This window comes from Bacteroides sp. NSJ-39 (assembly GCF_014287315.1).
Lineage (GTDB): Bacteria > Bacteroidota > Bacteroidia > Bacteroidales > Bacteroidaceae > Bacteroides > Bacteroides finegoldii.
Map to the genome: position 1 here is coordinate 149,352 of NZ_JACOOB010000006.1, position 23,134 is coordinate 172,485.

Annotated in this window: 15 protein-coding genes; 7 read left to right on the forward strand and 8 right to left on the reverse strand. The window is 43.6% G+C overall.

Annotated elements, in window-relative coordinates; genetic code table 11:
- Positions 1-8 precede the first annotated feature (8 nt).
- Both H8S63_RS09170 and H8S63_RS09175 read left to right on the forward strand, forming a co-directional pair.
- Positions 9-290: a hypothetical protein gene (locus tag H8S63_RS09170; protein ID WP_186926575.1), complete on the forward strand. Its 282-nt coding sequence runs from the start codon at positions 9-11 to the stop codon at positions 288-290.
- Positions 291-367: 77 nt separating this feature from the next.
- Entirely contained in the window at positions 368-691 is a 324-nt protein-coding gene (locus H8S63_RS09175; RefSeq protein ID WP_270565904.1) for a PIN domain-containing protein, read from the forward strand.
- A 182-nt stretch (positions 692-873) separates the two neighbouring features.
- Here H8S63_RS09175 and H8S63_RS09180 read toward each other — a convergent pair whose 3' ends face one another.
- The 7 genes from H8S63_RS09180 to H8S63_RS09210 form a co-directional block, all read right to left on the reverse strand.
- On the reverse strand, positions 874-2,466 hold the full coding sequence (locus H8S63_RS09180) for a PCMD domain-containing protein (RefSeq protein ID WP_229102192.1): 1,593 nt from the start codon (positions 2,464-2,466) through the stop codon (positions 874-876).
- A 12-nt stretch (positions 2,467-2,478) separates the two neighbouring features.
- On the reverse strand, positions 2,479-3,363 hold the full coding sequence (locus H8S63_RS09185) for a hypothetical protein (RefSeq protein ID WP_186926577.1): 885 nt from the start codon (positions 3,361-3,363) through the stop codon (positions 2,479-2,481).
- Positions 3,364-4,092 (reverse strand): hypothetical protein, encoded by a 729-nt coding sequence (locus H8S63_RS09190; RefSeq protein ID WP_186926579.1) that lies wholly within the window; start codon positions 4,090-4,092, stop codon positions 3,364-3,366.
- A 10-nt stretch (positions 4,093-4,102) separates the two neighbouring features.
- The gene (locus H8S63_RS09195) at positions 4,103-6,256 is read right to left on the reverse strand and encodes a DUF4493 domain-containing protein (protein ID WP_186926581.1); all 2,154 of its coding nucleotides are present in this window, start codon (positions 6,254-6,256) and stop codon (positions 4,103-4,105) included.
- 2 nt (positions 6,257-6,258) lie between these two features.
- Complete coding sequence (locus H8S63_RS09200) at positions 6,259-7,527, reverse strand: DUF4493 domain-containing protein (protein WP_186926583.1); 1,269 nt, start codon at positions 7,525-7,527, stop codon at positions 6,259-6,261.
- 11 nt (positions 7,528-7,538) lie between these two features.
- On the reverse strand, positions 7,539-10,031 hold the full coding sequence (locus tag H8S63_RS09205; protein ID WP_195545292.1) for a DUF4493 domain-containing protein: 2,493 nt from the start codon (positions 10,029-10,031) through the stop codon (positions 7,539-7,541).
- Positions 10,032-10,936: 905 nt separating this feature from the next.
- Positions 10,937-13,906: a PEP/pyruvate-binding domain-containing protein gene (locus H8S63_RS09210; RefSeq protein ID WP_007751404.1), complete on the reverse strand. Its 2,970-nt coding sequence runs from the start codon at positions 13,904-13,906 to the stop codon at positions 10,937-10,939.
- 171 nt (positions 13,907-14,077) lie between these two features.
- Between H8S63_RS09210 and H8S63_RS09215 the strand changes: the two genes are divergently transcribed.
- From H8S63_RS09215 to H8S63_RS09230, 4 genes are all read left to right on the forward strand, one after another.
- Complete coding sequence (locus H8S63_RS09215) at positions 14,078-16,189, forward strand: prolyl oligopeptidase family protein (RefSeq protein ID WP_186926586.1); 2,112 nt, start codon at positions 14,078-14,080, stop codon at positions 16,187-16,189.
- A gap of 215 nt (positions 16,190-16,404) precedes the next feature.
- A complete protein-coding gene (gene gdhA / locus H8S63_RS09220; RefSeq protein ID WP_007751409.1) occupies positions 16,405-17,742 on the forward strand; it encodes an NADP-specific glutamate dehydrogenase in 1,338 nt (445 codons plus the stop codon).
- Between the two features lie 268 nt (positions 17,743-18,010).
- Complete coding sequence (locus H8S63_RS09225; RefSeq protein WP_007751411.1) at positions 18,011-19,174, forward strand: Xaa-Pro peptidase family protein; 1,164 nt, start codon at positions 18,011-18,013, stop codon at positions 19,172-19,174.
- Between the two features lie 40 nt (positions 19,175-19,214).
- Positions 19,215-20,741 carry an arylsulfatase gene (locus tag H8S63_RS09230; protein WP_007751413.1) on the forward strand — a complete coding sequence of 509 codons (1,527 nt, stop codon included), beginning with the start codon at positions 19,215-19,217 and terminating at the stop codon, positions 20,739-20,741.
- On the opposite strand, the gene H8S63_RS09235 is transcribed toward H8S63_RS09230, so the two are convergent.
- Entirely contained in the window at positions 20,731-22,167 is a 1,437-nt protein-coding gene (locus tag H8S63_RS09235) for a CCA tRNA nucleotidyltransferase (protein ID WP_007751415.1), read from the reverse strand. The genes H8S63_RS09230 and H8S63_RS09235 overlap by 11 nt on opposite strands.
- 97 nt (positions 22,168-22,264) lie before the next feature.
- Here H8S63_RS09235 and H8S63_RS09240 point away from each other — a divergent pair, with 97 nt between their 5' ends.
- Complete coding sequence (locus H8S63_RS09240; RefSeq protein WP_022276294.1) at positions 22,265-23,104, forward strand: hypothetical protein; 840 nt, start codon at positions 22,265-22,267, stop codon at positions 23,102-23,104.
- Positions 23,105-23,134: the final 30 nt, after the last annotated feature.

The window sequence follows — 23,134 nt, forward strand, 5'->3', positions numbered from 1 at the left end:
AACAGATCATGAAAACGTTTGATGTAAATATACACTTAGCTGATTATTATTTTTCTGTCCTCAATTCTCTGAGTGATAAAGCAAAGTTGTATTTGGTGAATAAACTAACAGAATCCTTAATAAATAGTGCTGATAAAACTGAAAAAATTAAAGAAGCTGAGAAAGATAATGCTTTCCATAAATTGGCTGGTATATGGGCTAACGATCCGGATATTGACAGAATAGAGAAATCTGTCTTGACAGGGCGAAGAAGTAATAAGACACGTAACCTGATACCATTTGACGAATGACCAAATATTTATTAGACACAAATATTTGTATATTCTTCCTGTAAGAAAAATATAACGTTCCTGCACGTATAAAAGAAATAGGACGAAAAAACTGTTATATTTCAGAAATAACAGTGAGAGAATTATTGTATGGTGCTGCATGTAGTAGCAAAAAAGAAGAACATCTCGCCCAAGTCAACGAATTTGTAAACTTGTTTGTTGTCCTGCCTATTTATCCAATATTACCATTTTTTGCTGAATCTAAAGCAGAATTGCGCAAACAGGGACAGTTAATTGATGATTTTGACATATTAATCGGAGTCACAGCAGTAGCCAATAAAATGACTCTAGTTTCAGAAAACCTAAAACATCTATCACGTATTCCCAACATTAAGACAGAGAATTGGATAATGAAAAAATGATAACATAGAGTACCACAAGAGTTTCCACCGAATCCCTTTCACATTTTATGCACAAGCAACTTGTACGACACCCGAATCTCAGTATACATGAGTCCCGGGTGTCGTCGCAACTATCTTTGCAATAAAAGGTACGCACTATTACAGTTCACAACCGGAAGGAATACATTGAATAAGAGATAAAACTAATCATCATAGTCATATTCCAAACTAAAGTCATCCACCCAAAGAGTAGCACCTTCCCCTCCAGTGAAATAATCGCCATATTTGCTGGCAGAACATACGACCAAAAGATATTTCGGTTCACGATTAACTGCTCGATATTCCAGTTCTAATTCAAGCTTTTGATATTCACTTACCGTCTTTCCTGTATTAAATTCAGCATAGGCAATCACATGAGAATCATTCTTATCAAACAGTTTCCTTTCAGAATATTTAGTATAAACTCCTACCGGACTATCCCAATCACCTAGTGCTATATATATAGCACAAGTATCAGGCTTACCTTTATAAGAAACAAAACGTTTATAATCAAGCGGGGCATTCTTCTCACTCGGCAAATTATCAATCGGAGCCGTTGTATACTTATAATACGCTTTCAACTTTGTAGGCCTTGCCGTAAACGGTTTACCAAATTCCAACTTTCCATTTGTACCTACCGTTTCTAAGTATTTGCCGACATACAAGTTACCTGCTGCAAACTTTCCGATCCCTACCAAACCTACAAATTTAGAAGACAGTTTTGCAGCCTGTCCTTTTCCATTCCAAGTTTCACTAGTCGGCACAGAATTACTATCCCCCATTTTAGTTGCTCCCTTATTACCTGTATCCCATATCTGCTCACCATTTTCAGCCCATGGATTCCAGACTTTATCAACTTGGTGCCAATTATCCAAAGAACCTCCTGGCAATACTACCGCTTCTCCCGTTGTAAAAGTTAGAATTTCGCCATATTTATCGTTAGCAACTGCACGGCAATTATAAGCGGTAGAAGCTTTCAAATGGGGAACGCGCGCGGTGAAAGTTCCCCCATTTACCGTTATATAAGCCTCATCCACAGTTTTCCATTCTCCTGTTGAGACCTCACTGATTTCAAATCCGAAAACAGCCCCTTTCTTCCCTTGTCCGGACAGCCACACTACATTTGTCCAAGCATCAGCCGAAGACGTAACAACATCATCACTAGTAGGCGACACATATAAAGTCCAAACCTCCATTATGTCGTGATAGCTCACAGTGACCGTCTGACCGGACATAAAGTCATGCAAAGCCGAGTAATCCGGTGTCATCGTACATCCTTCAGGACCTAGTTTCAGATCCTCTATTTGAATAGTACGCAGGCTAGTAGAAGTGGTCACATAAGCTACCACTAAACGATTTTCAACATCAAATATGGGCTCTCCAATCTGATCATTTACGACAAACCGACGTTCTATCGTCTGTCGGGCAACAATTGTCCATTCATAATCTTGATATAAAGACAGAGTAATCTTTCGAGGCTTTGTCAAATCCAGAACTGAATTAACTGCCAAATCGGTTTTAGCTCCCTCTGTTAGTTCAAGCTTTGTAACTTTCACCTTTTTCAGGTTAACAGTTTCATCCAAATTCAATGTTATCGTATTGGTTTCCGTATTAATAATAGCATTACCGGATTGACCTTCCACAGCAATATCTAAAAACTGTAACTTAACGACCGGATAATCTATATCATTCTCTATGCATGATGCAATTAATAACATCATCCCCACCATTAAGCCATTTATATATATTCTTCTCATACGTTTCTAAAATTACATACAAAGAGTAATACCAATGTTAATATTAAACAGATTAATCTTGAAGTTAGCGCCACTACTCCTCCGTTTACCAGTTTCTCCCAAATTATTCTTCTGCTTCTCTACCCGGTACTTAAATCCGACAACTCCGAATGAGACTTCAGCGCATACATTCTGCATAACAAACACCGCCAAACCCGGATTTATCCCCAAATGAAGTTCATTTAACGTCGTTTCCGTTCGTTTCAAATTATCTCCCGTTCCACGAGAAAAACTAGATGTACCTCTATTATAAGAAAGAGTAGTTTCATTAAATAAACCGAAACGCTTACCGTGATCCAAGCCGACATAAGAACGGTGAAAGACTGCAGCCGAATAGGTATCTTCCGCATAACGCATATCTTTCAAAGAAACATCCAAATCTTCAACTGCAAGGGAAACATTATCCAATTGAGCAATTGTATGGTTATATCCCAACTTCATACCTACTACCAAATTGTCCCGAATTGCATAGCCCCAGAAAGGCTTGACGGAAAAGGTACGGAAGTTACAATCAAAATCTTTCAGAATAGAAAACAATAACCGACTGTCGTCACTATCAAAATTGACATACGAGAAAGTCAAACCTCCAATCCATTTACCTTTCGGAATGAAACGGTAATTTTTGATTCCGCGATCAAAACGTCCGATAGCTCTCGTATGAATAATATCTGTTGAATCCAGCTGTTCTTCGTATTCCTCCTTCAGAAGAAAAACAGTATCACGAACAATAACCCTTTCAACAATTAAAGAATCCCTTCCATCCATCGTACGGAGAGTATCGCGTTGCTGTGCCTGTATACCCGGTATCCCGGCCAACAAGCCCAATATACATATATATAATACTTTGTACATTTTCATTTATAAATAAAAGGCAATTCCCAAGCCGATAGAAAACAAATTAATTTTAAAATTAGCGCTACTAGACGACCGTTCACCAACATAGACTTGATCTGTAGTTTGTTTCACCTTACTAAAGTTCAACCCAAGCACACCAATACTAACTTCTACCGCCGTATAGTTATTAATAAAAGCTACAATACCGGGAGCTACACCAATGCTGAAATCTGTAGTTGTAGAATAGGTTCCGGTAACGGAATCACCTCCCTTATTTACTACTTTCGACTGGCTTCCCCCCATTCCCAATTGTGTCTCACTAAAGAGTGCAAAACGTTTGCTACTTCCCAATGTCACATAATTACGGAGTACAGCCATTACTGAATACGAATGTTTCAACTGATAAAGATCGTCTACGTCAAACTGATTTTCTTCATCCAAATTGATAGACAATCCATCCAACTTTGTTAATGTCCGTCCATAGGCAAAACGCCCTCCGGCAGCCATATTATCTTTAAACGCATAACAGACCATCGGACTGACTTTAAAAGTATAGCCATCAGAATTAAATCCATCAAGTACCAAAAACTGATAGTTCTGCTCATTATGTTCCGAATATGAAACTGAGCTACCTACAATCCACTGTCCCTTAGGTATAAAGGTTCCCAATTTAATATCTCTTTTGAAATCTTGCGCCCGAACACTGAATATGCCTAAGAACACAAGTGACAAGATAAAAGCTGTTTTTTTCACGTATTTTGTTTTATTCGTAAATCAATTCCAAATCATCCAACCACATCGTACTGCCTGTACTTCCAGCAAAGAAATCACCATACCGACTGGAAGAAGCGACCACAACAATACTAGTAGGTTTACGAAGTCTATTTTCTGATGAATACTCCAATTCTATTGTAAACTCTATCAATCCGTTTCCTCCGGTTGAAGCCATAAAGACTTTTTCTCCATAAGTTATAATATTCTTGTCTGAAGGATCAAACAGTTCTTCCGATTTCGTTCTTATAATATAAGGATAAGACTTTCCTGTTTTAGGTTCTGTTTCCTTTTCTTTATCTGATAAAGCTACATAAATAATTCCCTGATCCTGAGAGCCAATAGCTATCTTATCCCCATTATCGACTTTACCCGAGATATAACGAACATAACCATGCAAAGCCTTAGGGCGGGAAAAGAAATCACGTCCAAAACCTAACACTCCATCAGTACCATCTGTATACAAATATTCTCCTGCAAACAAATTTCCTGCTGCAAACTTTTCATAAAGAGGTGGTAGTCCAACCGATGTCGAACTCAATTTTATCGACTGAGTTCCTTTAACATAAAAATCTGTACTATTAGTCGTAACATTTACACCTACTTTTGCAGACCCATGATTACCACTATCCCAAAACATAGCTTCATTGTTCCTATCATAGATCAAGAGCACTTTTCCATCTGTCGACCAGTTTTCAAAACTACTATTTGGCAACTGCGCAGCTTCTTCCGTTGTAAACGAGCAAACCACAGCCGAAGGAATATTACCGGCCAATGCTTGATACTGATACTCTGTACCGTCTTCCAATCCAGTAAGTTTTGCTGTAAAAGTTACTCCATCTTCCCCTTTTACCGCCTCTACATTAGTCCAATTACTTTCGCCTTTCTTCCGGTAATTAAAGCTCAAGGGTTCCGTTGTCTCATGTATGATTTCTCCTCTCAATTCGGCTCTTGAACTCCATACGTCTCCCACTACTACATCCTTTGTTAGAACAGAAGCGTTAGAAACAACGATTGACAAAATCCCGGTATTGCTCAACCCTTCCGCATCAATCGCACTCAAAGTAAAAGCATAGGAAGCTTCTGCGGTTGTCATCTTTCCAACCAAAGAAGATGTCAATGTCAATGTCAACACCCCAGCTTTTGTAGTCTCATCAAAAGCAGAAACAATCTGCAGTCCATTAGCGGCTAAAGCAGATATTTCATCTTCACCAAGATTAGCCAATTGAAGCGTATTACCCGAAAATCCCCATTCGGTCAGTTTATCACAGGCAAGAGTAGCCTCCGTTAAAGCTGAAGTGACCGCTATTTTAAAAGAGAGTTCACTAGCCGCATTCAAAGCATATATATAAGGTGTACCAAAATCAAAGCCTACTCCTCTAAAAGACGGACGTTGCTTAACCTCCACCTCATCTTCTATCGTCTCCAAAGGAGTCTCGTCCACAGTCACTTGCAAACTAGCACCGCCATCTTCAATATCATCCACAAAATTCAGCTTGAAAGTATAGTGCGTAGCTGATTCTGCCAAAACTTCACCTTCTTTCTCAAATACTTTTTCATTCTGCAACACTCCGGTAAACTTCCACTTCAACGAACTGTCCCCCTCAGACAACATATAATAACCTATAGCGCCGACATTCTCCTGCGTAAAGTCCAATGAACCGAACTTTGTGTATACGGTCATCGTATAATTCTTAAATAATTCGTTCACATTATCACTGAAACTTACTGTAGACAATACATTGGCAATACTGCATTTCACATTCTGCTCCGTCACAGTTCCATTCGTTATCTCGAACGGAGCCATCCCTTTATAATAAGTTTTATCAAAAGAAGCAGAGACCGAATCTCCTGCGGTAACCTTAACATTATAGGCTCCTGACTTCAATTGTAGCTCTTCGGGTACTTCAGAAAGTCCTTTATAATAACGAATCAGCCCCTTGCCATTATAAAGGCGAACCTCACAATTCTTTTCCAACTCCGCCTGTTCATCATCGGTCACAGTGCGCGAAGTTACTACTTTAATGGACGAATCCACGTTGACTTTCATACGTAGTATTCCCTCTCCGTCCAAACGTTCTGTTTCCGTACATCCATTTAACAGCACATACGTCAGAAACACCAATATATAGTAAGCGTTCCTCATCCTTATTCTCCTTCCGCTACCGAAATCAATGTTAATGTTTTCTCTACACTATTTCCGGACTGGTCGATAGCCGTAATAATAAATTTGTGAGTAGCCGGACCATAACTGCCAAGTAGTGGCGTGAATTTAGTAATATCAAACTTCAAAGTCGTTTTGCCCAAAACCTGGTCACCTACAGGAAAGCCTAATGATTCCAATCCCGTTCTCAAATCTCCCGGATAGGCCAAATCAAATTCAGAAGCCAGTCCAACTTCCTCCAATAGCTCCGGAGTCAATGTTTCCGAATCAATCTTCACTTTCAGATTCGAGAATCCATTCTCCGCTTCAATGTTTACAACCACCGTAATACCAATCAGATTTCCACCTTCATCTCTCTTGATAGGCACATCCAAACTCTCATCGATATCGAACCCGTCTCCCACAATAGTCGGCACTTTTCCGCTAGGCGTAGGTGGATTCGGATCTATTATCGTTTCTTCTTCCTCTCTATTTGTAAATCCTTTCTCTATTACTGTACACGTTGCAACGATCACCAGTTTGAGTTTAGTGAATCCTCCCTCAATATAGCCATCATCATTGACATACTTCAAATAGAATTTTATGAGACGATGTTGGCCAGGCTTTACATTCTTAATCGGATAAGGCACTTCCCTTGCCACCCCATCAATAGTTCCGGTCATCACCGCTTTCATAATATTATTGCCATCTACATTCGACTTGAAATATCCATTTCTGGTTTCGTCATACGCAAATGCTAAAGAAGCGTCTCCCACAGTAACAGTGGTTTTCACATCCTCGCCCATCACTTCTTTCAACTTATCATCGTATGTCACAGACACCTTGATATTATTCAACTTACATACCAATGGTTCCAAGTCTTTTACTTTATTAGCCTCAATAGTGAAAGATTCTTCGGCATAATAAAAAGGAACTTCAAACTCTGCCGGTTGCACCTCGTGTGACAAAGCTTGTACTGTATAGCTCCCTACTCTAAGAGTAAATATCTCAGGCAACTCGCTATATTTCCATTCACGTACCAGATTTTGTTCCGCATCGTAAATACGAATCAAATAATTATCCGTATTTACTTCGGACGCACGAGTGATAGGAGTAGAAGAGGAAACCTCAACCGACAAGCCTTTCAAGGAAGCCAGATTCACAGAACCCTCACCCAATTCTACTGTATCATTATCCATCTTCTCACGATCGCAAGCTGTAAAAGAAAGAATTACCGCCAATGCGAAAAACAGTATGTATATTACCTTTTTCATATTTCGTTGTTTTAATATCCAAGTTTCAAATTATCAATTATCAAACGGCTTCCAATGTGAGCATTCCAACCACTTTCCGCATCTGCTAAATCTACCTTAGCATTTTTTTGAGCCTTAGGAGGATTTGCTGTGGATGACCAAAAATGTATATAAATATGTGTTGCTTTCAAACTTTTATAGTCCTCATTATAACTCAAATGTATTATACCATTTTGATACTCAGTATCAGGCGTATTTTGTGATTTCGTCAACGTACCTGAAGCTAAAATCTTCATTTCTCCTTCTGCGCGATTTTGGATTTCAATATAAGCCTTAAACTCATCTGTATCAAAAGGGGTATATTTATATTGGAAAGTAAGACTCAAAGGACGGGAGGTGAAAGTATGCCCACCAGACACAGTTCCCGAACTTCCATTCCAATCATAAGCTCCTATAAATAGCATTCCCGGAAAAATTCCATCATCAACCATTACACTGCTGGAATGTGCATACCCCCCACCAGAAGTAGATCGTAATTCAGCAGCCTTTGTACCATCCGTATTATAAACATAACTCACAGATGAACAAGAAGTAGCCCGGTCTGCTCCCCATGAATTCGCCTGCATCGAACAAGCGTTGTTTGTAGCCCACCATACATCTTGCGCATTCTTTAAAGATGGGAAATAACGATAACAAGTATATTTTTTTATCAATGATTCTAACAGGAATTTACGTTGTTCCGTTGTATAATGCCAGTCTTCAAAATCAGCATTATCAACGTCTGCAGCGACTTCCGTCGTTATCTCCAACTCATTTTCCGCTTTCACATCTCCCGATACAGCTCTCAATGTATATTTATTAGTATTTAGAGGATCTTCAGGCAATCCCGTTATTTCAATGACATCACCATCTTTTGTTTGAGTAGGTATCACCCATGTTCCAGTCTCATACTCCGAAGACTTAATATACTCAATAACAATCGGTTGAGTTTTCATATACTCCTTATCTTTCCCAACAACATGTATAGTAGCTTTTGTTGCCCATACATCCCCTTCAGAAGCTTCCAGACCAAATACAGGAGGATTGACTCCAACAGAAACAGATAAAGTACGCACACCGCAAGTCACATAAACCAGGAAGTTATGCGACGTTATAAAAGGTAAAGCTAATGTTACTTGATGTTGAATACCGTCTGTAAGTACACCAGAGACAGCTATATCCGTTAAGACTTCATCCTTTAGATATTGGAACTTAACTCTGGAAATATCTCCATCCAACGTAACAGGAATAGTAATTGCTTGAAGTCCGACATTTACATTATCCACAGTCCCTACTGCAAACTGATTATCCTGCACGTTCACCTTTATGACTTCATCAACAGCATTGACTCTTCCTGCCTTATCAGTCACCACAAGAGAAAAAGAGACTTCACCATCATCACTCAATAAATAGGGTATTACCTCAGCAAAATCCAACGTAGCCATCTTTTCCACATTAGTACTCAATCCCCGCATGGACAAGCCTAATGATTTCAATTTCTCTAATGTTTCTCCGGTGAGATTGACCAAATCTACAGAAGTCGGCCAACCTTGTGCAAGTAAAGAAGGCGACACCGTAGTCAACACACACTTTTTAATCCCATTACGTGCGGTAACAAGCATAGAAAGAGGAGAAATCGTACTACCCTCTTTCACATCCTGCACCACACCGGATTCATATCCGGAACGAGTAAAAAATGGAGGTTGTATGTTCAATGCTTCATCAGAGACATCTATTTCCACCGGCTTCTCCACAGTAGTTTTGTCAAATGAAATCTTTAATGTAGCGCTCCCCGCATCCACATCCAATTTTATATGATAAAACTCACGAGGCTTTGCCTCATCAATTTCCCCAACTTCCCACTTGGCAGTCTGCCCGTTCTGATTCACGACATTGGCATATATAGTAATAACACCCGGCTTCACATAAGCCGCACGCACTTCATCTTTAACAAAAGTAATAGAATTTCCGCCATCAGACTGTATGACAGTAGAATAATCAGAAAAGTACTTTTTAAATGCATCTGTGTATTCCACAGACAGTTTCACATTCGTCAAATAGCAGGTGATACTAGCTTCAACAGTCTCATCATCTTCCACCGTAATTTCTTGCGTTCCCTCATAATAAGGAGATTCAAAACCCTCTTTTTCCGGATTACCGCAATACGCTTTCAATGTATAAGTCCCCACCGGAACAACAGCATACTTAGGAAACTCGCTAAACTTATCCCACGAAGTTTTAACGACATTTCCATCCATCAAAGCAATCGTAAAGTCTCCAACATCAGGTACTAAATCATCTTCCTCTGTATTCTCTTCTCCACTATCACCGGCCTCAGCACGTGTAGTAGTAGCGTCAATGACATCCTGACTAGTAGCCAGATTCAAAGCAAGCATACCTGTTGCCATATTGGATCGCTTTTGTTCGCTTTCACAAGCAGACAGTACTATTGCCATCAACAACAATACTCTAAAAACTTTTCTCATATTGGTTTATATCTCTAAATTAGCCCGGAATAAATATATCTATTTCTCCTTGTGACATCTTCTTTTGTACTCTTCCTCTCTAAAACTTTGCGCAAAAGTACAGTTTTCTTTCTTTATAATAAAGTATCCAAAGAAAGATTTATCCCGAAATCTGAAAATGAGGACACAATTTGTTTGCTTGACCTAAAAAAAAGACCATAATTTTAAGCATACAACAAAAGATTTCCGTTTTTTAGATGAAAAACAGAACGTTTCCATCTCATGTTTCAAATAAGAACCTACTTATTCAGATAAAAGGAGATTAAAAATTCATCCAAACCAACACGATCGATTCTAGGAAAAGAAAAATGTACTGCAAATATTTCATAGAAACAATGCACCGGTTCATATTAGAAAAGTATTTTTCATCTCTCATATCTCTCATAAAAGCAATATAAATATCATATTACCAAGCCATTACATTATGAGAGATCTTTTTTATTGTACATCTCTCATACTTTCGCCCTACACCTCTCATTGTAAGCCGTATTTTGCAAAACAACTAATGGGATTTTATATAAAGACTACCGTTTAATCTATTGTTTTTCAGTATATAACATCATATTTTCTACAAGATATCACAACCGTTCCACTATAGTAGATAGTTCTGTGCACTAATGTGAACAGTTCCGTGCACTAAAGTACACAAAACTGTTCACTAGAGTGGAAGGTTATGATGTTGGTAAAATAATCCAAAAACAAAGGCTAAATATGCCAACAACATAAGTAAACTGACATATAAACCACTATTAAATTAGAGACAGAAAACACAATGAAAAAAGTCAGTGAAACCTACACAACAATCTATATCCCTGCTCCGGGATATTATGAGAGATAAATCGAGAAAGCATGAGAGATGCAGGGTTCTATACTCCCGGCATCAGCACCACCCCAAGTTTCTTCTTTCCATCCATCTTGACTACTATCGGTTTTTCAAAGCGGACATGGCGGAGGAACTTCGTTTCTTCCACAGCCGGTTGCGCATTGAGGAACTCTTGGTTGTAGACACCATCATTCATAAAGGCATTGATCGTGAAGTAACCCACTCCGAACGAGGTAAGATTCTGGAAGAAATGCGTACCCTGGCTGGGATCAACGCGGTAATTAGTCAGTCCCGCCTCCACTATCACACGGGCTGCCGAGATGTGCGGCCACTTCACCGGAATACCCAGCCACGTGTCGCTGCTTCCCCAACGTCCGGGACCGACAAGCACATAGTTCTTCCCCTCGTTCAAGAACTGCTGATTGATCTTTTCTATCTCCCAAGCAATAGCCTGATTATTGGAAGCACTGTAGCCGTCCGTCTTCACATAGACAACATCCTGAATCTCGTTCATAATGCCATGTCCCAGCGAATTATACGAGCGAAGAATCACCTCATCATCCGGTATATCGTTCAAATCCTCATCCAGCATCTCCTTGCTATCCACAATCGGACGGATCTGCAAAAGATAGAAAGTACCCGTCTTATCCTGATCACGACTTAACGTTGCCGCAAACTCAATCTCAACCGGACGACGCATCTCCTGTTCCCCGTATTTCAAAACCAACTGTAAGATACGAGCCAACGGGAAAACATCATGTTGCAGGATATTAGCAAACGTGATCACCTTGCGTCCTCCCGGATACAAGCCATCCCGGATTATCTGGTCGTACGGGTCGTATGTAGAAGCGATATACTGCAAAGCACCGTCATTTTCCGCCTCTTTCACATGAAGTTTCAACAGATTAAAGCCGTCATCGATCGAAAAGTCATGCCCTGCATTCTTCAAGTCCAACGCATAGAAACGGGTCTGAGTCTCTTTCAAAGCTATTTCCATCTCGCTGGTCTGTAACACCTGATTGGGATGATAAGGAGAAAAACGAAGCGTCATACCGCCATCCACAATATATTTTCCCAATCCAAGAGCCAGATTCACCGTTCCTTCCTCCGCCTTTTCATCACCCAGCGGATAATAATTGAGCGAGCGTGCCACACCGGACATGGAAGGATAATAACGTTCTCCGTATTGATTACCAACGACTTCCTGCAAAATAACAGCCATCTTTTCCTGGTCTATCACGTTCGACGTAGCTTGCATATAAGCCTTGCTGTCACGGAAGTATACCGAAGCATACACTCCCTTGATGGCATCGGAAAGCATACGCAGCATCTCATAGCGATCGTCCAGATAAGGAATCATATACGTATTGTAAATCCCCGCAAACGGCTGATAATGGGAGTCTTCCAACAGAGACGAAGAACGGATGGCAATCGGTGACTTCACCACATCAAAGAAAGTAAAGAAGTCTTCCACCAACCGGTCCGGCAACTTCGCTTTCAGGAAATACCTCAGAATCAAATCATCATCCGCATCCGAAAGGGCAATCTGATACAGATTATTAGTGTCCATAAACTCATCGAACACATCCGTACAAAGCACCACCGTCTTGGGAATGGCTACCCGTGCATTCTCAAACTCATCAAACTCCGGATGACGCTTCACCATGTTATCTATGAAAGCCAGTCCGCGCCCTTTACCTCCGAGCGAACCGTCACCGATACGGGCAAAATTGGAATAACGGTCGAAACGGTCCCGTTTAAAGACGGCAACGACTCCCTGATTCTTCATCTTGCGATATTTCACGATCGCCTCAAAAATGATGCGGCGATGGGCGTCCACATCCTGAAGACTGCTCCATGTTATCGGTTTCAAGAACTCCGCCACGGGAAACATAGCCCGCGAATAAAGCCAGCGGGACACATGATTACGGCTAATGTGATATAAGAATGATTCCGCAGGAACGGCAAACAGAATATTCTGCAACTCTTTCAGATTCCGTACACGGGCAATCTCCTCCCCCGTCTCCGGATTACGGAAAACAAAATCACCGAAACCGAAGTTATCGGAAACGATACGGCGCAGGTCTACATCCATCTTCTTGGAATTCTTGTCAATAAAGCTGGCTCCGTACTTTGCCGCATAGGAAGCATTCTCCGACTCGGAAGACTGGATAATCAAGGGTACGAACGGATCATTCTTACGTATCTCGGCACATAGCTTGATACCCGCCAGACCGTCTTTCTCTCCCCGCTCCACCTTCGGGAAACGTACATCCGTGATCACCCCCAATATATTATTCTGATACTTACGATAAATATTCATTGCCTCCTGATACGTACGCGCCAACACGATTTTAGGCCGTCCGCGCATACGAAGCGTACGCTGGTGCGCATTCAGAGCCTCCGTAGAGAACTCCTGACTCTGCTTCAACACGAACTTATACAGATTGGGGAGAATGGAAGAATAGAAGCGAATGCCGTCTTCCACAACAAGTATCAACTGTACTCCTACCTCCTGCACGTCATGCTCCAGATTCATCTTGTCCTCCATCAGCTTAATGATAGAAACCAGCAAATCGGTATTGCCCAGCCAGCAGAAAACGTACTCGAAAGCACTCAGGTCCTCATTGATAATCCGTTTGGTAATACCGTGACTGAAAGGAGTCAGAATGACGATAGGAATGTGTTCATATTTCTCCTTGATATGCCGTCCGATGTCGAAACTGTCATTATCTCCCGTGCTCGGCATACAAATCACCAGGTCGAATGACATACTTTCCAACTGCGCCAATGCCTCCTCTTCGGTAGACACCTGCGAGAAACGGGGCGGATAACGCAGAGAGAGCGAAGTATATTCATTAAAAATCTTCTCATCGATACGTCCGTCATCTTCGAGCATGAAAGCGTCATACGGGTTGGCTATCAGCAGCACGTTGAAAATTCGCCGGGTCATCAAATTGGCGAACTGGGTATCTTTGAAGTAAAGCTGGTTTAATTTATATTTACTAAGCATAGAATTATTCTCCTTTCTTATACCAAATCGTCTTGTTTCAAAATCACATTTTGCAAAGTTAATTCTTTAAATCTCATTTTCCATCATCTTCTTTATAAAGTTTACTTGTTTATCTCTTATTATTTTGTAGTTTTGTACCAATAAGTTTATTCAAAAAGACTTTTTATTCACATGAAAAAAGTAACTTTATTAATGAGTGGAATCATGGTAATGTCATGCGCTCCCCAACAAAAAAAGCCGGTCTACCCCGAGACGGCAAAAGTAGACACTGTAGACGTGTACTTCGGTACGCAAGTTCCCGACCCTTACAGATGGTTGGAAAATGATACCAGCGCAGCTACCACCGCTTGGGTAGAAGCGCAGAACAAAGTGACAAACGAGTATCTGAGCCAAATACCTTTCCGGGAGAACCTCTTGAAACGACTGACGGAACTGGCTGATTACGAGAGGATCAGCGCTCCTGTCAAGAAACACGGCAAATATTATTTCAGCAAGAACGATGGTTTGCAGAATCAAAGCGTGTTCTACGTACAAGATTCATTGGACGGCGAGCCTCGCGTGTTCCTCGACCCCAACAAATTGTCGGACGACGGCACAGTGGCCCTCACGGGACTTTATTTCTCACACGACGGCAAATACACCGCGTACACCATCTCGCGAAGCGGCTCCGACTGGTCTGAAATCTACGTGATGGACACCGAAAGCGGCAAGTTGCTCGAAGACCACATCGAATGGGCCAAATTCACCGACGCTGCCTGGCAGGGAGACGGATTCTATTATAGCGCTTACGATGCTCCGACCAAAGGAAAAGAGTTCTCCAACGTGAACGAGAATCATAAGATCTATTACCACAAGATCGGCGAGCCCCAATCGAAAGACAAGCTGATTTACCAGAATCCGGCTTATCCGAAACGTTTCTACACCTCCGGCACCAGCGAGGATGAACGTATTCTATTTCTGACCGAATCCGGAGCCGGAAGAGGGAACAACCTGTTCATACGGGATTTGAAAAAGCCCGCCTCTCCTTTCATCCAGCTCACCACCGACCTCGATTACCAATATTACCCAATTGAAGTAATCGGTGACCGGATTTATATCTACACCAACTACGGCGCACCGAAAAACCGGATTATGGTGGCGGACATCAACCGTCCGAAACTGGAAGACTGGAAAGAACTCGTGCCCGAATCGGAAGCAGTGCTCTCCAACGCGGAAGTGATCGGTGGCAAACTGTTCCTCACATACGACAAAGACGCCTCCAATCACGCATACGTTTACGACCTCGACGGCAAGCAGTTGCAGGAAATCGAACTGCCCTCGCTCGGTTCGGTAGGATTCAGCGGCAACAAGGACGACAAGGAATGCTTCTTCGGATTTACCTCGTTCACCATTCCCGGCGCTACCTATAAATATGATATGGACAAGAACAGCTACGAACTGTACCGTGCCCCGAAAGTGCAGTTCAACTCGGACGACTTCGTAACGGAACAGGTGTTTTTCCCCAGCAAGGACGGTGTGAAGATTCCGATGTTCCTTACTTATAAGAAGGACTTGAAGAAAGACGGCAAAAATCCGGTATTCCTCTACGGGTACGGAGGTTTCGGTATCAGTCTCAATCCGGGCTTCAGTTCCAACCGTATCCCGTTCCTCGAAAACGGCGGTATCTATGCCCAAGTCAACCTGCGTGGCGGCAGCGAATACGGTGAGGAGTGGCACGTAGCCGGAACCAAAATGCAGAAACAGAACGTGTTCGACGACTTCATCTCGGCCGCTGAATATCTCATCAGCCAGAAATACACCGATAAAGACAAGATAGCGATTGTCGGCGGTTCCAACGGCGGTCTGTTGGTAGGCGCCTGTATGACGCAGCGTCCCGACCTCTTCCGCGTAGCCATCCCGCAAGTGGGTGTGATGGATATGCTCCGCTACCACAAGTTTACCATCGGCTGGAACTGGGCCAGCGATTACGGCACCAGTGAAGACAGCAAGGAGATGTTCGAATACCTCAGAGGTTACTCTCCATTGCACAACCTGAAACCGGGCACAAAATATCCGGCAACTCTGGTAACCACTGCCGACCATGACGACCGGGTAGTCCCCGCCCACTCATTCAAGTTTGCCGCTACCCTGCAAGCCGACAATGACGGGACCAATCCGACCTTGATCCGCATCGACAGCAAAGCCGGGCACGGTGCAGGCAAACCTATGGCAAAAGTACTGGAAGAGCAAGCCGACATTTACGGATTCATCATGTATAATCTGGGCATGAAACCGAAATTCTAAAGACCGGCTTTCTATTTGCGACACATAGAAGCCCCGTTTCCTGTTTTTTACATCACAGGTAGCGGGGCTTTGCGCTTCTTGGGCTCCAAAACTATCATTTTATCATTATTTAATCAAAATAACGCCTTAAAAATAATCACTTTCCAAATATTTTCCTATATTTGCAGATAGTTAGTTGACATTTTATCAGAATTAACCTTTTAAACTATAGTATCATGAACATCCAAAAAATCATGTCCTCTCTGGAGGCAAAACATCCCGGTGAATCTGAGTATCTTCAAGCTGTCAAAGAGGTTCTTCTGTCCATTGAAGATATATACAATCAACATCCTGAATTTGAAAAAGCCAAAATCATAGAAAGACTGGTCGAACCCGACCGTATCTTTACTTTCCGTGTGACGTGGGTGGACGATAAAGGCGAAGTGCAGACCAATCTCGGCTACCGCGTACAATTCAACAACGCTATCGGCCCGTACAAAGGCGGTATCCGTTTCCATGCTTCCGTCAATCTTTCCATCCTGAAGTTTCTCGGCTTCGAACAGACTTTCAAGAACGCACTGACCACTCTGCCTATGGGTGGCGGCAAAGGCGGTTCCGACTTCTCACCACGCGGCAAGAGCGACGCTGAAATCATGCGTTTCTGCCAGGCGTTCATGCTGGAGCTGTGGCGTCATCTGGGTCCGGATATGGATGTTCCCGCCGGTGATATCGGCGTAGGCGGACGCGAAGTGGGTTATATGTTCGGTATGTACAAGAAGCTGACACGTGAATTTACAGGAACTTTCACCGGCAAGGGACTGGAGTTCGGCGGTTCTCTGATTCGTCCCGAAGCTACCGGTTTCGGCGGTTTGTATTTCGTGAACCAGATGTTACAGGCAAAAGGTATTGATATAAAAGGTAAGACCGTCGCAATCTCCGGATTCGGAAACGTAGCTTGGGGGGCAGCCACGAAAGCCACCGAACTGGGTGCTAAAGTGATTACAATCTCCGGACCGGACGGATACGTTTACGATCCCGACGGCATCAGTGGCGAAAAGATAGACTACATGCTGGAGCTTCGGGCTTCGGGCAATGATATAGTTGCTCCATACGCGGAAAAATATCCGGGTGCGACCTTCGTCGAGGGCAAGCGTCCGTGGGAAGTAAAAGCTGATATTGCACTTCCTTGTGCAACTCAGAATGAATTAAATGGAGAAGATGCACAAAATCTCATAAAAAATGACGTACTTTGTGTCGGAGAAATTTCCAACATGGGCTGTACGCCGGAAGCCATCGATCTATTCATCGAGCATAAAAAGATGTACGCACCGGGTAAAGCAGTCAACGCAGGCGGTGTTGCCACATCCGGACTGGAAATGTCTCAAAACGCCATGCACCTCAGCTGGAGTGCCGCAGAAGTGGATGAAAAGCTTCATGCAATCATGCACGGCATCCATGCCCAATGTGTGAAATACGGCACGGAGCCCGACGGATACATTAACTATGTGAAGGGAGCCAACATTGCCGGATTCATGAAAGTAGCCCATGCAATGATGGGACAAGGCGTCATTTGATAATTAAAAATTAAAGATTAAAAGGTAGAAAATAGAAGGTGGACGGGAGCTGGTTGGCTTGGGATTCACAAATTATTTAATTTTTAATTTCTAATTTTTAATTTCTAGATTCATTTAGAAGACTTTGTTTAGTTGTATTTGTATTTGTGGTTTGCGCCACTCGCCTCCTGTGACAGGACGCGGGTGGCGCTATTTTTATGAGATTAACGTTATTTTCGATGGGAATTAATTATCTTTGCAGCATTATCGAATAAATAACTAAATAAAAATGCTACAACCCGAATTAAAATTCCGTCGCGATAAGATTCGCAGTCTGATGGCGTTGCAAGGCATTGACGCTGCGCTCATTACTTGTAATACAAATCTGATTTATACATACGGCTGCGTTGTCAGCGGTTACCTTTATCTTCCGCTCCATTCACCCGCATTGTTGTTTTTCAAACGTCCCAACAATATCACAGGCGAACATTCGTTCCCTATCCGCAAACCGGAACAGATTGTCGATCTGCTGAAAGAAAACGGATTGCCCATGCCAACCAAGCTGATGTTGGAGGGCGACGAACTTCCTTACACGGAATATTGCCGTCTGGCAAGTCTCTTCCCCGAGACCGAAGTGGTGAACGGCACTCCGCTGATCCGTCAGGCACGTAGTGTGAAGACACCGGTTGAAATCGAAATGTTACGCCGTTCGGGCATTGCCCATGCGAAAGCTTACGAACAGATTCCGAGCGTATACCGTCCGGGAATGACGGATATAGAATTCTCTATCGAGATAGAACGTCTGATGCGCCTGCAAGGGTGCCTGGGCATTTTCCGGGTGTTCGGACGCAGCATGGAAATCTTCATGGGCAGCGTACTCACGGGAGACAACGCCGGATACCCTTCTCCATACGACTTCGCACTGGGCGGACAAGGTCTCGACCCTGCCCTGCCGGGAGGAGCCAACAAGACTCCGTTGAAAGAAGGACAAAGCGTCATGGTCGATTTAGGCGGCAACTTCAACGGATATATGGGCGACATGAGCCGGGTGTTCTCTATCGGAAAACTGCCGGAAGAAGCTTATGCGGCACATCAGGTCTGTCTGGATATTCAGGAAAAAATAGCTTCCATTGCCCGTCCGGGTGTTTCCTGCGAGCAACTGTATGACACCGCCATCCAAATAGCGACGGAAGCCGGATTCAGAGACAAATTCATGGGAACCAACCAGCAAGCGAAGTTTATCGGCCACGGCATCGGCCTCGAAATCAACGAAGCTCCCGTACTGGCCCCCCGCATGAAGCAGGAACTCGAACCGGACATGGTGTTTGCCCTCGAACCGAAAATCGTACTTCCGGGAGTAGGTCCTGTAGGTATAGAAAACTCTTGGGTGGTGACGAACGAAGGTATCGAAAAACTAACGAACTGCCGTGAAGAAATCATTGAGCTGAGTTAAACTCGTCCGGACACAAACCTTATTCAAACAATCCAATAATATGAATTACGCATCTGTTTCATTCATCGGCAGTGCTTTACTTTTGCCTACATTATCCATCCATGCGCAGCAAAGAAACGCCCAACCGAATATTTTATTTATTCTCTGCGATGACATGGGATATGGAGATTTGGCCTGCTACGGTCAACCGTTTATCCGCACCCCTCATATCGACGCTATGGCAAATGAAGGGATGCGCTTCACGCAGGCGTATGCCGGTAGCCCTGTCAGCGCACCTTCAAGAGCTTCAGTCATGACGGGACAGCACAGCGGTCATTGCGAAGTGCGGGGAAACAAAGAATATTGGAAAAATGCTCCCACCGTGATGTATGGGGACAATAAAGAATACGCGGTAGTAGGGCAACATCCATACGATCCGGAGCACATCATACTGCCGGAAATAATGAAAGACAACGGATATACTACAGGAATGTTCGGTAAATGGGCAGGAGGCTATGAGGGCTCCTGCTCCACTCCCGACAAACGGGGTATAGACGAATACTACGGCTACATCTGCCAGTTTCAAGCGCACCTCTACTATCCTAATTTCTTAAACCGTTACAGTAAAGCATTGGGTGATACCGGAGTGGTACGCATAGTTATGGACGAAAACATCAAGTATCCGATGTTCGGTCCCGAATACCGGAAACGTCCTCAATATTCCGCTGACATTATCCATCAAAAAGCTTTGGAATGGCTGAACAGACAAGATGGCAAGCAACCGTTCTTCGGCATATTCACTTACACTCTTCCCCATGCGGAACTTGTACAGCCGGAGGACTCGATTCTGAACGAATACAAAGCGGAGTTTAGTCCTGATAAAATTTTCAAAGGTAGTAAATGGTCACGTTATAATGCGGTTACCCATACGCACGCTCAATTCGCCGGCATGATTACCCGTCTGGATTATTATGTAGGCGAAGTACTGAAAAAGCTGAAAGAGAAAGGGCTGGACGAGAACACATTAGTCATTTTCTCCAGCGATAATGGTCCTCATGAGGAAGGTGGAGCCGACCCTACTTTCTTCGGTAGAGACGGAAAGTTGCGCGGATTGAAACGCCAGTGCCACGAAGGCGGTATACGCATTCCGTTCATAGCTCGTTGGCCGGGACGTGTGCCCGCCGGTGAAGTGAGCGACCACATCTGCGCTTTCTATGACTTAATGCCTACTTTCTGCGAAGTGGCGGGTATCAAAAATTATGAAAAGAAATACCGCAATAAAAAGAAGGAGACCGACTATTTTGACGGAATCTCTTTTGCACCGACATTACTGGGAAAGAAAAAGCAAAAACAACATAAATTCCTGTACTGGGAATTCGACGAGACAGACCAGATAGCAGTGCGCATGAACGACTGGAAGCTAATCGTAAAAAAAGGAAGTCCCTCATTGTATAACTTGAAGACGGACATCCACGAAGACAACGATATAGCCCTCCAGCACCCGGACATTGTAAAAAAAATGAAAGCCATCATCTTTGAACAACATACTCCGAATCCACATTTCTCGGTAACATTACCTAGCCGATAACCGGTGTCAGCCCCATCTTCTTTGCCCGTGCCAACATAAAGGTGCGGGCAGCTTCATATTCATTCGGGATCACTCCATCCAGAATCGCATCCTTTATCGCACTTTTCAGAGTCCCCACCTCCCGGCACGGTTGCAATCCGAAAGTCTCCATGATCTCCTCACCGCTCACAGGGGGCTGGAAATTGCGAATCCGGTCTTTCTCCTCCAGGTCTTTCAGCTTCTGCCGCACCAGTTGAAAGTTATTCAGGAAACGTTGCTTACGTTCCATATTTTTAGAAGTGATGTCCGCTTCACAGAGCGTCATCAGGTCGTCGATGTCATCCCCCGCCTCAAAAAGCAGACGGCGGACAGCCGAATCCGTCACTACATCATCCGCTATCACGATAGGACGCATGTGGAGACTGACCATCTTCTGCACATACTTCATCTTCTCATTCATCGGCAGCTTCATCTTCCGGAAAATATTCGGAATCATCTTCTCACCGATAAAATTATGATTATGGAAAGTCCATCCCGCCTTCGGTTCCCAACGTTTAGTCACAGGTTTGGCAATGTCGTGCAGCAAGGCAGCCCAACGCAACCAAAGATTGTCGGTCTTTTTGCTGATATTATCCAGCACTTCGAGCGTATGATAAAAATTATCCTTATGCGAACGCCCGTTCCGGGTTTCCACCCCCTGCAAGGCAGCCAGCTCCGGAAAAATCAACGGGAGCAGCCCGCTACGGTCCAAGTCAATAAAACCTTTCGAGGGAATCGGTGAAAGAATTATCTTATTGAGTTCGTCGGCAATACGCTCGCGCGATATAATTTCAATCCGGTCCTTATTGCGGCAAAGAGAATCGAACGTGTCATCGTCAATATAAAATCCCAACTGCGTGGCAAAACGGATACAACGCATCATCCGCAACGGATCGTCACTAAAGGTGATGTCCGGATCGAGCGGAGTGCGGATCGTCTTCTCCTTCATATCCTCCAGTCCTCCGAACGGGTCTACCAGTTCACCGAAGCGTCCCTTATTGAGGCAGACGGCGAGGGCATTAATTGTGAAGTCACGACGGTTCTGATCGTCTTCCAACGTCCCGTCCTCCACAATCGGCTTGCGAGAATCCCGTTGGTAGGACTCTCTGCGCGCCCCCACAAATTCCACTTCCGTACCTTTATATTTCACCTGTGCCGTTCCGAAGTTCTTGAAGACAGAGACATGAGCGCCGCGTCCCAGATGTTTTCCGAGCGCTTCCGCCATCGCTATCCCACTGCCTACCACCACCACGTCTATATCTTTAGAGGGACGTTGCAGAAAAATATCACGAACATAGCCGCCTACGACGTAACACTCCAGACCGAGCGTATCAGCCGTTTCGGCTATCTTCCCGAAGATGGGCTCGCTAAAATGCTGCTTCAATTCCTCTTGAGTCAACTCTATCATTCTTCTTAGTTATAAGTTTTGAGGGGACAAAATTACAAAAATAAGGGATATATTCGTACTTTTGCCCTAAATAACCAAATAGTAAACAGAATTTGTGATGAAAAAACTAACAATCTTCTTTTGCGGAACACTGGCACTGGCTGCCTGCGGAAATGGAATCGAGAAAAAAGCCAATGAGAAACTGATGGTTGCCCAAGCGGCCTACGAACGTGGCGACTATGAAGAAGCCAAGTCGCAGATCGACAGTATAAAGATTTTGTATCCCAAAGCGTTCGAGGCACGCAAAGCGGGACAGGCATTGATGCTGGATGTAGAGACGAAAGCGCAGCAGAAAACGCTTGCTTACCTGGACAGCGCCCTCCGGGCCAAGACTGAGGAGTTTAATGCCATCAAAGACAAATTCATCCTTGAGAAAGATGCGGAATACCAACAGGTGGGCAATTATCTATGGCCTACGCAGACTGTCGAAAAAAACATGCACCGTTCTTTCCTCCGCTTTCAGGTGGACGAGCTGGGCAAGATGAGCATGACTTCCATCTACTGCGGTTCCGGCAACATCCATCACGTAGGGGTCAAAGTGATTGCTCCCGACGGCAGCTTCGCAGAAACTCCCGCCTCCAAAGACAGTTATGAGACAACCGACATGAATGAGAAAATAGAGAAAGCGGACTATAAACTGGGGGAGGACGGTAACGTTATCGGCTTCATCAACTTCAACAAGGACAAAAATATCCGTGTGGAATTTATCGGCGACCGCTCCTATAAAACGACTATGAGCCCGACCGACCGCCAGGCTGCGGCAAATGTCTACGAATTGGCGCAAATCCTCTCCGCCATGCAGGAGATAAAGAAAGAACAGGAAGCCGCCAACTTGAAAATCGGATTTATCAATAAGAAGAAAGAACGGAAAGCACAGGAAGAACCGACGGATAAATAATAAAAGCCATCACTCTAAGATAAAAAAGAC